The 13,305-nt window shown below is 36.7% G+C and carries 13 protein-coding genes and 2 riboswitches; of the genes, 6 read left to right on the top strand and 7 right to left on the bottom strand.

The window, feature by feature from the left end:
* Window positions 1–15: 15 nt before the first annotated feature.
* Window positions 16–2,265: a ribonucleoside-diphosphate reductase subunit alpha gene (locus LRP81_RS12460; protein ID WP_230501611.1), complete on the bottom strand. Its 2,250-nt coding sequence runs from the start codon at window positions 2,263–2,265 to the stop codon at window positions 16–18.
* A 183-nt stretch (window positions 2,266–2,448) separates the two neighbouring features.
* Window positions 2,449–2,644: riboswitch (cobalamin riboswitch) on the bottom strand.
* A 165-nt stretch (window positions 2,645–2,809) separates the two neighbouring features.
* Between LRP81_RS12460 and LRP81_RS12455 the strand changes: the two genes are divergently transcribed.
* The gene (locus LRP81_RS12455; protein ID WP_230501610.1) at window positions 2,810–3,712 is read left to right on the top strand and encodes an aldo/keto reductase; all 903 of its coding nucleotides are present in this window, start codon (window positions 2,810–2,812) and stop codon (window positions 3,710–3,712) included.
* 145 nt (window positions 3,713–3,857) lie between these two features.
* On the opposite strand, the gene LRP81_RS12450 is transcribed toward LRP81_RS12455, so the two are convergent.
* Window positions 3,858–4,088: a hypothetical protein gene (locus tag LRP81_RS12450; protein WP_230501609.1), complete on the bottom strand. Its 231-nt coding sequence runs from the start codon at window positions 4,086–4,088 to the stop codon at window positions 3,858–3,860.
* Between the two features lie 272 nt (window positions 4,089–4,360).
* Between LRP81_RS12450 and LRP81_RS12445 the strand changes: the two genes are divergently transcribed.
* Window positions 4,361–5,611: a dicarboxylate/amino acid:cation symporter gene (locus LRP81_RS12445; RefSeq protein ID WP_230501736.1), complete on the top strand. Its 1,251-nt coding sequence runs from the start codon at window positions 4,361–4,363 to the stop codon at window positions 5,609–5,611.
* A gap of 47 nt (window positions 5,612–5,658) precedes the next feature.
* Here the strand turns inward: LRP81_RS12445 and LRP81_RS12440 are convergent, their stop codons facing one another.
* The 3 genes from LRP81_RS12440 to LRP81_RS12430 are packed head-to-tail and all read right to left on the bottom strand — an operon-like array spanning window position 5,659 to window position 6,923.
* Window positions 5,659–5,973, bottom strand: a complete 315-nt coding sequence (locus LRP81_RS12440; protein ID WP_230501608.1) for a DMT family transporter — start codon at window positions 5,971–5,973, stop codon at window positions 5,659–5,661.
* Window positions 5,974–6,327 carry a DMT family transporter gene (locus tag LRP81_RS12435; protein WP_230501607.1) on the bottom strand — a complete coding sequence of 118 codons (354 nt, stop codon included), beginning with the start codon at window positions 6,325–6,327 and terminating at the stop codon, window positions 5,974–5,976.
* Window positions 6,327–6,923 carry a TetR/AcrR family transcriptional regulator gene (locus LRP81_RS12430; RefSeq protein ID WP_230501606.1) on the bottom strand — a complete coding sequence of 199 codons (597 nt, stop codon included), beginning with the start codon at window positions 6,921–6,923 and terminating at the stop codon, window positions 6,327–6,329. Before LRP81_RS12430 ends, LRP81_RS12435 begins: the two co-directional genes overlap by 1 nt.
* A gap of 140 nt (window positions 6,924–7,063) precedes the next feature.
* Between LRP81_RS12430 and LRP81_RS12425 the strand changes: the two genes are divergently transcribed.
* Both LRP81_RS12425 and LRP81_RS12420 read left to right on the top strand, forming a co-directional pair.
* Window positions 7,064–7,213: a hypothetical protein gene (locus tag LRP81_RS12425; RefSeq protein WP_230501605.1), complete on the top strand. Its 150-nt coding sequence runs from the start codon at window positions 7,064–7,066 to the stop codon at window positions 7,211–7,213.
* A gap of 13 nt (window positions 7,214–7,226) precedes the next feature.
* A complete protein-coding gene (locus LRP81_RS12420; protein WP_230501604.1) occupies window positions 7,227–7,556 on the top strand; it encodes a hypothetical protein in 330 nt (109 codons plus the stop codon).
* Between the two features lie 145 nt (window positions 7,557–7,701).
* Here LRP81_RS12420 and LRP81_RS12415 read toward each other — a convergent pair whose 3' ends face one another.
* Window positions 7,702–8,121, bottom strand: coding sequence for a hypothetical protein (locus tag LRP81_RS12415; protein ID WP_230501603.1), 420 nt, complete (start codon window positions 8,119–8,121; stop codon window positions 7,702–7,704).
* A gap of 108 nt (window positions 8,122–8,229) precedes the next feature.
* Window positions 8,230–8,745: a universal stress protein gene (locus LRP81_RS12410; RefSeq protein WP_230501602.1), complete on the bottom strand. Its 516-nt coding sequence runs from the start codon at window positions 8,743–8,745 to the stop codon at window positions 8,230–8,232.
* A gap of 506 nt (window positions 8,746–9,251) precedes the next feature.
* Here LRP81_RS12410 and LRP81_RS12405 point away from each other — a divergent pair.
* The gene (locus LRP81_RS12405; RefSeq protein ID WP_230501601.1) at window positions 9,252–11,333 is read left to right on the top strand and encodes a transglycosylase domain-containing protein; all 2,082 of its coding nucleotides are present in this window, start codon (window positions 9,252–9,254) and stop codon (window positions 11,331–11,333) included.
* 314 nt (window positions 11,334–11,647) lie between these two features.
* The gene (locus LRP81_RS12400) at window positions 11,648–12,928 is read left to right on the top strand and encodes an MFS transporter (RefSeq protein WP_230501600.1); all 1,281 of its coding nucleotides are present in this window, start codon (window positions 11,648–11,650) and stop codon (window positions 12,926–12,928) included.
* Between the two features lie 73 nt (window positions 12,929–13,001).
* Window positions 13,002–13,108, top strand: a riboswitch (TPP riboswitch).
* Window positions 13,109–13,305: the final 197 nt, after the last annotated feature.

Raw genomic sequence — 13,305 nt, 5'->3', positions numbered from 1 at the left:
TTAATTCCTCCTAAGTTAGCTAGAACAAGATTCGCATTCTTCTAATTCGGTAGAAGTGGAGCGAATATAATAAGTTGTTTTTAATCCGTTTTTCCATGCGTCTAAGTGAAGGTCTAGCAATGCTTTTGCTTTTATAGTATTTGCCACATAAAGGTTGAAGGAGATGGCTTGGTCAATATGTTTTTGTCTTGCTGCATTCTGGGCAATACTCCAGTGCTGATTTATATGATAGGCTGATTTATAAAACCACGTGGTATGGGAGTTAAGATCAGGTGCTGTAACAGGAATTTTGTAATCCTTTTTTTCTTCTGAATATATCTTCCTGAATATTGGATCTATACTAGCTGTGCTACCTGCTATAATGGAAGTCGTCGCATTTGGTGCAACTGCCATTAAATAACCATTACGAATTCCGAAAGAGGCAACTTGATCTCTAAGTTTAAACCAATCTAAGCTTCTTGTGCTTTCATAGTTTCTTTTGACGAAGTATGCTCCACTTTGCCAGTCTGACCCTTCAAATGAAGGATAAGTTCCTTTCTCCTTTGCTAAAGAAGCACTTGCTTGAATGGTATAATAGGCGATTTTCTCATAAAGCTCGTCCGCGTATTGTACTGCCTCATCAGACTCCCATTTGATTCCTTTAAGTGCAAGCAGATGATGCCAACCGAAAGTGCCTAATCCAATCGCACGATATTTCTCATTGGTAATTTTCGCTTGGAGGACAGGGATCTGATTTAAATCAATAACATTATCGAGCATGCGGACTTGAATTTGAATAAGTCGCTCTAATTCTCCGGCTTTTACAGTACTAGCAAGATTTATGGATGATAGATTGCATACCACAAAATCACCGGGAGATTTAACGGTTACAATACTGCCATCTTTTACATATTGAGTTTCTGTTATAGTTGCGCTTTGATTTTGTACGATTTCTGTACATAAATTAGTGCAGTAAATCATTCCCTTATGGTGATTCGGATTCATTCTGTTAACTTCATCCCGGTAAAACATGAACGGGCTTCCTGTCTCCAGCTGGCTTTTCATGATACCCTTCATAATTTCAATGGCAGGTACTTTTTCTTTATGGATAGTTGGATTTGCAACACATTCTTCATATCTAGTACGGAATGTTCCAGAACCATTTTCTTCATCAAAACAATCCTCAAGTGAATATCCTGTCTTTGTTCTCACTTCATGTGGGTCAAACAAATACCAGTCTTCTCTCTTCTTAACTTTTTCCATAAAGTAGTCTGGGATACACACTCCAGTAAAAAGATCATGCGTTCGCATTCTTTCATCCCCATTATTTAGCTTACTATCAAGGAAGGAAAAAATATCTTTATGCCAAATATCCAAATAAACGGAAATGGCTCCTTTTCGTTGCCCAAGTTGGTCCACACTTACGGCAGTATTGTTTAATTGCTTCATCCACGGAATAACCCCACTTGAAACTTTTTTATATCCGCGAATATCACTCCCGCGACTTCTAATTTTTCCTAAATATACACCAAGCCCACCACCGGATTTGGATAAATTAGCAATATCTGTATTGCTGTCATATATTCCTTGTAGGCTATCATCGACCGTATCGATAAAACAACTTGATAACTGTCCGTGCGTTTTTCCAGCATTTGCAAAAGTGGGAGTGGCGACAGTCATATAGAGATTGCTCAAAGCCCAGTAAGCTTCTTTTACTAACGCAACCTTATTTCTTTCTTCTTTTTGCATAAGTGTCATTGCAATAATCATAAAGCGCTCTTGCGGGAGTTCCCAAAGGTTTTTTTGATGATCGCGAGTTAAATATCGATCTGCTAATGTTTTCAAACCTATGTAGGTAAAAAGCAAGTCTCTGTCTGGGACAAGGGATTTCTCTAATTCGGTAATTTCTTCAACTGTATAGGCATTTAATAAATTGGTGTCATAAATTCCTTGTTTAGTAAGGCTTTCTAATAGGGAATATAACCCGGAATAAGGAATTGTTCCTTTTCTAGTGTTAGTTACCTGTTTATGCAGTAAATCCAAATAAAGGCGAGCTGCAACGAACGTCCATTCATGTTCATCCTCTGTCATCCTGCTTAATGCATCAAGAATAAGCTGGTTGTATACATGATTTGTGTTCAAGCTTTGGGAGCTTTTCTCTATTATTCTTTTATATTTTTCGTGAAACTCCGTAAACTTTAACTCTGGAAATTCCTTCGCTATACTTTCCAACAGCAAGTCCAGTTGATAATCCTCTGAATGTCTAATAACAGATTGTGTACTCATTAATGTCACTCCTCAATTAAATAACTGTCATTCTTGAACAAAAAAATCCACTCATATAAGTTGAGTGGATCAAACGATAATAGAAAAAATTGGAGAAGAGAGATCTGAATATCCGAATATGCAAAGATACTGATTTCTCTTGTTTTCTACTAATCGTTTCATCTTCTCAACTCCCGAAGAAAAAGAAACTGAATGAAAAAGGCAGGTCTCCTGACTTGTGCTTCTTCCTCATTTGAACCTTCCCATATAAGAGCCGTGAAGCCTCCTCATATAGTGGTATTTCAAAATCGTCTGCACTTACAGTTGCGGGGACAGTTCTGGAGTTTCACCAGATTCCCTATTAAGTCTACTAATAGACACCTTTATTACTGTATATAGTATTATGTATATAAAACAACACTATATATTGTGTTGTTCTTAAGCGATAGTATTATCATAAAGGAAATATAATAAAATGACAAGAATAAAATGAAGAGGAAAAGGCTGATTATTTGGAGAGTAAAATGTATAATCGGAAAATAGTAACTTAATTAGGGGTGAGAAGATGGAAAGAGTACAATTAGCTAATGAATTATCCTTTTCAAGAATCGTGCATGGGATGTGGAGATTGGACAAATGGCAATACGATAAAGAGAAAGCGTTGGAATTTATTGAAAGTTGTATGGATATCGGAATAACGACATTTGATCATGCTGATATTTATGGTAACTACTCTGTAGAAGAATTGTTTGGACAATCTCTAGCGTTGAAACCTAGTATTAGGCAAAAAATTGAGCTTGTAACAAAGTGTGGAATAAAATTAATTTCAAAAAATAGACCGGAACATAAGATAAAATATTACGACACTAGCAAAGAGCATATCGTTTTATCTGTGGAAAATTCATTAAAAAACTTTCAGACTGATTATTTAGATGTCCTACTCATTCACAGACCAGATCCAATGATGAATCCTAGCGAAGTAGCTGAAGCATTTTACAAGCTAAAAAAAGAAGGGAAAGTAAGAGCTTTTGGAGTCTCCAATTTCTTACCTTCACAATTTAAATTATTAAATGCATACTTAGATGACCCGTTAGTAACAAATCAAATAGAGATATCAGCTACATATTTGGATCATTTTGGAAACGGGACAATAGAACAATGTCAATATGAAAAGATAGCCCCTATGGCCTGGTCTCCACTTGGTGGCGGTGCTATTTTAACTAGTGATGAAGAGAAAATGATAAGGGTAAGGAAAGTGTTAAATAAAATAAAGGATGAAATAGGTGCAGTATCCATTGATCAAGTCTTATACACTTGGTTACTTACTCATCCTTCTAAAATTATGCCAATAGTTGGCTCAGGGAAAATGGAAAGAGTAATAGCGGCAGTAAAATCTTTAGAACTTACTATGACAAGACAACAATGGTTTGAAATATTTGAGGCATCTAGAGGGAGAGAAGTGGATTAATAATTATTATAGTAGAAGAATAAAAAGCAGGGCTATAGCCCTGCTTTTGTTTTGGTCGTTTATAATGCTTTTAAATTTTGCGGGAAATTCGTATTAATTTAATCTGTTGTGCTCTTTTTATCTCTTAGAAAGGTGCCGAAGATAATTAGTACTTAAACTGATTGTTTCGTTTTGCCAAATATTTTTGAACGATATCCGAAAAGAACATTAATCCAACAAGAGCAAAAATCAAGTAGGAAAGATTAAAGTATAGTGCCGGATCAATACGGATATGTTCTCCTCCAGCTGCCACTTTAATCATTTGATAGGAATCGATTGCTACTTTTGCAGCAACTAAGACAAAAATAGCAACAATTACCCTCCAAAGTAATTTCAATTGTAACCCCTCCATAAATATTATGTGAAAATATCTCTATCTATAAATATATTAAAAGTTAAGTTGATGGGTAGAAAATCGTTGTTAAATATATCAAATAATTGATAGAAAGACAACCCGACTTTCGAACTTTTCTTTATGTATTATAACAGGTTGGAAAAAATTCTTCTATAACAAATCACTTTACAGATAGTAGCAAGCAACGTAAAATGATAAAATCCCTTTTTCTCGAGAAAGTTTTAATAACAAAAAAGGAGGAATAATAAGTGAAAATGACCTTAACAAAAAAAATTGTAGTTGGCTTAATCTTTGGTATCTTAGTAGGACTAGCTTTAAATATATTTGCACCTTCACTATTTAATCCTCTAGATACATATTTGTTTCAGCCACTGGGACAAATTTTTCTAAATTTAATCACCATGCTTGTAGTTCCCATCGTTTTTATTTCCATTACGCTAGGTGTAGTTGGCTTAGGAGACACAAAAAAACTAGGCTCTATTGGTCTTAAGACTGTAACATTCTTCTTAGTGACTACCTGTATGGCCATAATAATTGGGTTAACATTAGCACTTGTTTTTGAACCAGGTAACGCAGGGAATTTTGAAAATATGATGGTAGATGAATTAACTGGTGATCAAAAACAAGAAGAAGCTCCACCAATCATGGACACTTTATTAAACATCATTCCGACAAATCCAGTTCAAGCTATGGCAGAAGGTGAAATGCTTCAGGTAATCTTCTTTGCCATATTACTGGGCTTTGCGATGAACGTGCTTGGAGAAAAAGTGAATGGTATTAAATCATTATTAGAACAAGCAAATGATGTCATTATGCTACTAGTTAACCTTGCTATAAAAACGGCCCCTTATGGTGCATTTGGATTAATTGCTTCTGCAGTTGGAGGACTAGGAATAAATGCAGTTAAAGCTATGGGAGCATATTTTGGTGTTGTATTACTAGCATTGGCAATTCATTTCTTTATTGTATATGGAGCTGCCATATTCTTTATGGCAAAAACAAATCCCATTTTGTTTTTTAAGCGGTTTTTCCCAGCTATAAGTGTTGCCTTTAGTACATCTAGTAGTAATGCTACATTACCTGTTTCAATGGATGTAGCTCAAGAAAATCTCGGTATTCCCAAGAAAATTAGTAGTTTTATCCAGCCTCTGGGAGCTACCATAAATATGGACGGAACAGCAATAATGCAGGGCGTTGCTACCATATTTATTGCCCAAGTATATGGAGTAGAATTATCACTAATGCAACTTTTAACAATAGTAGGGCTTGCAGTAATTGCGAGTATAGGAACGGCAGGAGTGCCAGGTGTCGGATTTATCTTATTAGCAATGGTATTACAACAAGTTGGTTTGCCTGTTGAAGGTATAGCTCTCATTTTAGGTATCGATCGTATATTAGATATGACAAGAACTTCTGTAAATATTACAGGTGATGCTGTATGTGCAATGATAGTTGCAAAATCTGAAGATGGTGAAGTGAAGATACCAGAAGAGGCAAAAATGTAAAATATATGAAAAAGCCATTCCAGAAGTGGATTCTGGAATGGCTTTTTTTAATGAGTCATTTTAAGTCCAATGACTCCTATAATAATAAAGGATAAAAATACGATACGCATTCTATCTTTAGGTTCTTTAAAAAGGATCATTCCCAACAGGACGCTCCCCGCACTTCCAATACCTGTCCAAATAGCGTAAGCAGTACCCATTGGTATTACAGTTAGTGCTAGTGAGAGAAAATAAAAACTCATCATACCGATTACAACAAAACAGATAGAAGGGATGAGTCGTTTAAACCCTTCGGCTAGTTTCAAAGATATAACAGCACCTATTTCACAAACACCTGCAAGAAAAAGAAAAAACCATGCCATCTAAATCCCCTCCTTTTCCACTTCCGGTTCATCCTGATAACCCGTTGTCATTTTTAAGCCCATAATTCCCGCAAGCATGAGTCCAATAAAAAAGAGCTTTGAAAAGCTCGCAGATTCATGAAAGAAGAATATACCTACGACAGCAGTTCCAGCTGCTCCAAAACCGGTAAAAATAGCGTAAGCCGTACCAATCGGTAAAAATTTTAGAGATTTTGAAAATAAATAAAAACTGATACCAAGTGTGATAATAGTTAGAATACTCGGGACCAAAACGGTAAACCCTTCTGAGAATCTAAGTCCTAGAACCCAAACTATTTCTAATAAACCAGCAAAAAAAATATAAACCCAAGGCATTATTTTTCCACTCCTATTTCTGTTGCTTTCCAAAAATGTTCAAAAGCATGTTTTACTTTAACGTCATAATCAGAGGAAGAATACAAGAACCGTTGAACAAAAAGACCATCAATTAAACAATAATATGCGTGAATGAGGGGTTCGAAAGGTTGTTTTGGAATATCCCCTTGTTGTTGTCCTTTTTCTAAAATCGAATAAAGTATATCAGTTGTATAAGCTTCTGTTTGTAAGAATTGCTCTTGAATCGTGGTACGAAACTTTTCTTCTGGGAACAACACAGTGCGCTTATATAAAAGACCTAATGTATCGTCTTTCCAAAAGTCTACTATTTTATTTGTAAATAAGTATAAAAGCTCTTTAGTAGAAAGTTGTTCCAATTGTATTGATGACAAAGAAACTCTTTTGGAAAAGAGGTCCATTAATTCTTTAAGAATGGACTGATACAAATCATCTTTATTTTTGTAGTGTGCATATAAAGATGGTTTTTTTATTCCAACCATGGTTGCTACATCGTTTAGTGATGTTCCGAAATACCCCTTTTGTGCAAAAAGTTTAAGAGCATGTAATTTTATTCGCTCATGCGTCGGTAATGTCATGTCTTTCACCTCACTAACCTTCCTAACGTTCGTTAGGTTTGATTATAGTGGAAGCTTACCAAAAAATCAATACATTTTTTCCGGTTTTATCATTAGGTATCGAGGGTAAATATTAAGTAAGAGATGAGGGAGGAATTGATGTGAAAAAACGATTAAAGGCAAAGTTGGAGAAGCGACAGGCTCTTTTTAAATCGCAAGCAAAACATCGAGCCATCGGGCACACCAATAGATTAGTTGCTTCACGACAAAGAACACAAAGCAACACACACCGCAAAGAAGAGCAACAATAAGGAGGGTATTTCCTTGAATAACAATACACTAAAAAGAAAGAACCAAACATTGATGGAAAAGGCAAAGTACGCAGAAGATGGTTCAGGGTTGAAAAAGGATGCAAAAAGTGTTAGAAGAATAAATCGGCATATGGAACGCGAAAAAAACAGAAAAGAACAAAAAGCAGCCCAGCCAGCATATGAAGTTTCAGTCAATGACAATTCCTTTAAAGTAACTGGAGTTCAATCAGAAAAGGAAGCAATTGATAAATTGTCTAAATGGAGCGCATTTCACAATATGATAAACAAAATGAAAGAAAACGATGAAGAAGTAAATATTGAGGCTAAAAGAATACAAGGATAACAAAACACACCGCAATTATGTGGTGTGTTTTGTTTGTTTAGCCCTTCAAGGTCTTAAGCCTATCCTTTAGGAAGGTAAAACCCAACCTTCTCACCGACTGATATTATGTTTGTCGGGGCTAAACAAGGCGCCCAAGCTTTTCTAATCAAACACATTGAAACGAGCGGATTCTGTTTGTGTCAATCCCGAAATATACCCATCTAAAGAAGAACCAACGGTATCCGGCAACAGACCTTCTTCCAATAAATGTAGGATAAAACCAGAATGACTCCCCGTTATTTAGCCTTACCCAAGTAAATCGATAAAGACAACCGAAAAATGCACCAGGATCAACAGCAAATGCAGTTGGTCCTCCTGGAGCCCCAAAGCTTACTGTTTCAAGTGGTGGAGTGGAGGGTGGTGGGCTAGTAGGTGGTCCACTACCTGGTCCTCCGCCACCAGGACTAACTGATTGACCAGGAGGTCCAAATCCAGGAGGACCTCCTGTAGGTGGTCCAAACCCTGGACCTTGGCCCCCGCCAGGAGGTCCCATTGGAGGGAAGTTAAGTTGACGATAAAAATTCATAGGGTTTCTCCCTTCTATTCAATTCCCTATAAGATATGCATATGCCCAAAATTTGGTGAAAAAAAGCAAGGCTCCAATTGGAAACCTTGCTTGAGACTTGCCTTTATTTTATTTTGCAATTAAAACTGGACACTCAGCGGTGTTAGTTACTTTATCACTGACACTGCCAAGAATCAGTTTTTTTAGACCACCAAGACCTCTGCTACCAATTATTATTAGGTCGCTTTCATGTGTATTAGCAAAATTACAGATAGATTTTGCTGGGTCCCCTTGGAGAACTTCTACTGGAGCTTCCAGTCTTTCATTTGAAAGAATGGCGTGAATCTCATTTAACATTTCCTGAGTGGAATCTCCTTGTGTATCTGCAACGTGCCTTTGACCTGGCATTTGTTCTTTTACACTATGAGTATAGATATTTAGACCATCGACATTCCCCATGGTACCAGTCGGCAAAGCATCAGGTCTAGTAGATTGAATTGGGACAGTTACTGGCGTTTCTTCTAAAACATGCACAATGGTAATGTTAGTTCCCATTTTCTTTTTCATATCAATTCCCATTCTAACAGCTTTTAAGCTACTTTCAGAACCATCATAAGCAATTAATATGTTTTGAAAGACATTCATCTCATATCTACTCCTTATCTGATTAAATTTATCATATTGTTGATTTATAAATACCCGATTGCTAATCATTTAAAACTTTGTAAAAGGATCATAAGAAGATAGTGTGTGAGTATATGAAAGGATGATTGATTTTAGAGCATGCAAGACGAACGATAACTTGGACATCGAATAAATTTTAAGTAAGGATAGTAAAAATTTCTACTTAGTCTTTTGGTGCCATAAATTCCAATATTACTTACATCAAAATCGTAAACAATATTTAAGACTGTATACGAAGCCAACGACATGAGCTGTACTCCAAACCTTTTCCTCAAAAGCCACTATCAAGCTTATTATGGGGGATTCATATACGGAGAAAAAGGGTATGTAATAGTGTTTCAGTTAAGGGAGTGTTATTATCTACATAGGAAAACTTTTCATTTTTATATCTAATAACAGTACCCTAAAAAAGTACTGTAACCTTACGAATAACTATGAAGATTTTGTTGCAACTATAGGGGGTTGTCATGGCTGAAAGAGTAAATACACGCAAACCATTAGTGAGTTTTAGAGCTTTGCTCCTCATAGGAGGTTTGCTTGCATTAATTATACTTATTGGAATGCAAATATATATTAATTCAAGAGATGTGAGTGCATTAACGGATCCATTACCTCAATCATCTGTCATTTATGACCGTCACGGGGAAGTGGCTAGCAGAATAACATCGAATCAGATTGAAGGAGTATCATCAGAAGATATTCCGGACATCATGAAGCAAGCGGTTGTGGCAGTAGAAGACCAACGTTTTTATGAACATGATGGATTTGATTTTGTAGGGACCGTGAGAGCATTGGCAACAAATGTAAAGGCCGGGAGCTATGTTCAAGGTGGAAGTACGATAACACAGCAATTGGCTAAGAATGTTTTCTTATCCCATGATAAAACGTTGAAACGAAAAGCAGATGAATTCTTTTTAGCAAAAAAAGTGGAGAAAGCCTATTCAAAGGATCAAATCATCAGTCTTTACTTAAATCAAATTTATTTCGGTGAAGGTGCATGGGGAATCAAACGTGCAGCTGCGGTTTATTTTGCAAAAGATCCTAAAGAACTAACATTGTCAGAAGCAGCTACTTTAGCAGGATTAATTAAGGCACCTTCAGCATTATCCCCACTTAACAATGAGGAACGCTCTGTGCAACGACGAAACTTAGTGTTACATCTAATGTATGAACAAGGATTTATTACAGCTGATCAAGTGGAAGAAGCGAAGCAAGAGGAATTAAAACTTGAAACAAGAAATATTGATCCATATAAAGCAAAATATCCAAGTTTTACAGATTATATAATAGAAGAAGCAGAAAGAATGTATGGAATAAGTGAAAGTGAAATTCTTGCAGGAGGCTTTCGCATTTATACAACACTTGAGCCAAAAGTACAAGAAGCACTTGAAAAGGTTTATGAAGATCCGGAAAACTTTCCATCAGCACCAAATGGGGAATTAGCACAAAGCAGTGGTGTGTTGCTTGATCCAAAAACCGGAGGAATTCTTGGCATGATTGGCGGTAGAGATTATCAGTACCGCGACTTTAATAGAGCTTCTCGATTAAAGAAACCACCTGGTTCAACGGCAAAACCATTACTGGTTTATACCCCGGCATTGGAAGAGGGCTATGACATTTATGATATGTTAAATGATTCGCCTACTGAGTTTGGGGAGTATGCTCCTCAAAACCACACACTTGATTTTCGTGGGGAAGTAAGTATGTATGATGCGGTGTTACAATCATATAATGTTCCCGCGGTCTCTCTTCTTTATGATATGGGTATCCAAAAGGGGATGGACGCTGCCAAAAAGCTATACCTCCCAGTTGATGAAAAAGAGGATCGCAAACTTGGGAATATCGCTTTAGGTGGCTTTTATGGTGTATCTCCAAAACATATGGCGGAAGCTTATTCTGTCTATGCCAATAATGGGGAACTGATAGAGTCTCATGCTATTGTGAAAATTGAGACGGTAACGGGAGAAGAAGTGGCTGCATTTAAAGAAGAGAAAGAGAGGGTCTTTTCTGAAAATGCAGTGGAAAAAATGAACTTTATGCTTAAAGGTGTAGTGGAAGAAGGCAGCGGAAAAAATGCTATCATCGATGGACGTGAAGTTGCTGGGAAAACAGGTTCCACTCAAACGAGTGACAATAACCATCGTGCTACCTCTAACCAATGGTTTGTCGGCTATACCCCTCAGATAGTCGGTGCATTTTGGATTGGCTTTGATAAAGAGTCATCGGAAAATGTCTTACCTATCATCTCGGGAGCTGGAAGTCCTTCTGCGAAAGTATTTCAGCAGGTGGTAAGCGAAGCATTAAAAGGAGAACCGAAAGAATCTTTTAACCTACCATCTTCATTAAAAAAAAAGATAAATCAAGATAAAAACCAACAAAATCAAGAAAATGAACAGCGTAATGAAAAGAAAGAAGAAGAAAAGCAACGTAAAAAGAAAGAGAAAGAACAAGAAAAGAAACGGAAAAAGGAAGAAAAGAAACGTGAGAAAGAAAAGAAAAAAGAAGAAAAAGAGCAGAAAAAAAAGAAAGGCAAGGAAGACGATAATTGATAAACATGCTAACAATAGTAGTTCAGACCAAGCTTATGGTTTGTGCTACTATTTTTTTTAGTAGAAGTGTAGTAAGGTCGAACAGTCTCAAACATAAATTCCAAACCAATCTTGGTCATAAACCAATATTATTAATATGAAAAATTCTCCTGTTTCAAATATGTTGGGCAAGCCAAACATATTTCTTTGCATGGATTTAAAGCCTACACTTCCTCCAACTATAGGCTGAGAAAAAAAGTCCCAATAGGCGGTTACTTGAATTTTCTAAAATTAATAAAATACAATTAGATAATGGATAGGGTGGAGGAAGTTAAATGAGAGAAATGATTTATATTTTTAAAAATCGAAATTATAGTTTATTGTTTTGGTCTTCGTTTACTTCAATGATGGGTAGTATTATTGGTATTGCAGCCATGATGTTGTATTTGTTAGATAGATACTCGGAACAACCGTTTTATGCAGCTTTAACAGAGCTTATGTATTCTTTACCTACACTCGCTGTATTTTTTCTCGTAGGTGTTCTAGCTGATAGAATGAACCGCCAAAAAATAGCCATTTATAGTGATTACATATGTGCGATTCTTTCACTAGCCCTAATGGGGGCAGTTTACATTGACTGGATGCCATTAGTGTTTGCCTTATTGTTCCTTCGAAGTGCTGTGTCAAAGTTTTTCCATCCTGCACAGGCAGCAATCATTCAAGGAATCCTCACGAAGGATGAATATACGGTTGCAGCAGGTTTAAACCAAATGACGAGCAGCTTGTTTATGCTTTTTGGAAATGCACTTGGCATCTTTATTTATTGGACGTTCGGATTACAAGGAGCAATACTTGTCTGCTTTGTCACTTACATGATAAGTGCTATCCTCATAAAAGCTTGCAAATTGGACAGCAAAATATTATTGCCGAATGGCAGTCATAAATGGAACCAGTTAAATATTAAATTTGTCGCTAATGACTTTAAAGAAGGATTAGTCTACATTCTAAAGAACCCCTTGCTCGTATATTTAATTATCGGTTTCTTTGTTTTTGGAATTGTAAATGGGGGATTATCCGTTATGCCAGCGTACATTCTTAAATACAAACTGGCACCAGAGGATTACGAGCAATTCATGGTGATAATGGGAATAGTTTTTGGTATATCTGTATTGTTAGGCAGTATAGTAGCTTCGATGATGTCAAAAAAATTAAAGCTTTATCAGATGGTTATTATCGGACTTGGAATATCAGGAGCATTTGTTGTTGCTAGTGGGTATAGTTCAACCGTTTACTATTACTTAGCATTCACTGCACTTATTGGACTTGGGCTACCTTATGTGAATATAGGAATTGGCGGGTGGCTGCCAAGAATTGTAGATCCGAAAATGATGGGGCGTGTACAAGGATGGATTACTCCATTGATGATGCTATCCCAATCCATAACACTTGGCGTCATCGCTTTGACATTTCAGAAGACATTAACGATTGAAGGACTTCATCTTCTTGTAGGTGGCTGCTTATTATTTGTAGGACTTTTCTATCTGTTTACGTTGCCAAAGCATTCGACAGAAGAAGAGGAGGTTCCATCGAGTTTAGAAAAATCAGCGTCCGTTTAAAATTCCTCTTTGACAAAAAAGAAAAAGCTGATATGATAATTATCAGAAATTACTTTCCGATAACTTAATACGAACATACCACTAGGGGTGCCTTTATAAGGCTGAGATTGAAGTGTGACTTCAAGACTCTTAGAACCTGATCTGGTTAACACCAGCGTAGGGAAGTGGGGCGGAACACTGCTTACTATTATGATTGTTTTTTAGTGATATACGTGTATTCACCACCTTTCTTGCGCATGTGAGGAAGGTGGTTTTTTATGTGCGCCCGGCATGGGTGCAATCTATAGGGTGCAAGTCCCGAACTGTGAAGACAGAAGTAGCAGTTAGCTTAACGCAAGGGTGTCCATGGCGACGTGGAATCTGAAGGAAGCGGGCGG

The organism is Sutcliffiella rhizosphaerae, assembly GCF_917563925.1.
Lineage (GTDB): Bacteria > Bacillota > Bacilli > Bacillales > Bacillaceae_I > Sutcliffiella_A > Sutcliffiella_A rhizosphaerae.
Note: the sequence above shows the minus strand (reverse complement) of the source record. Positions and strands in the feature narration are given on the sequence as shown.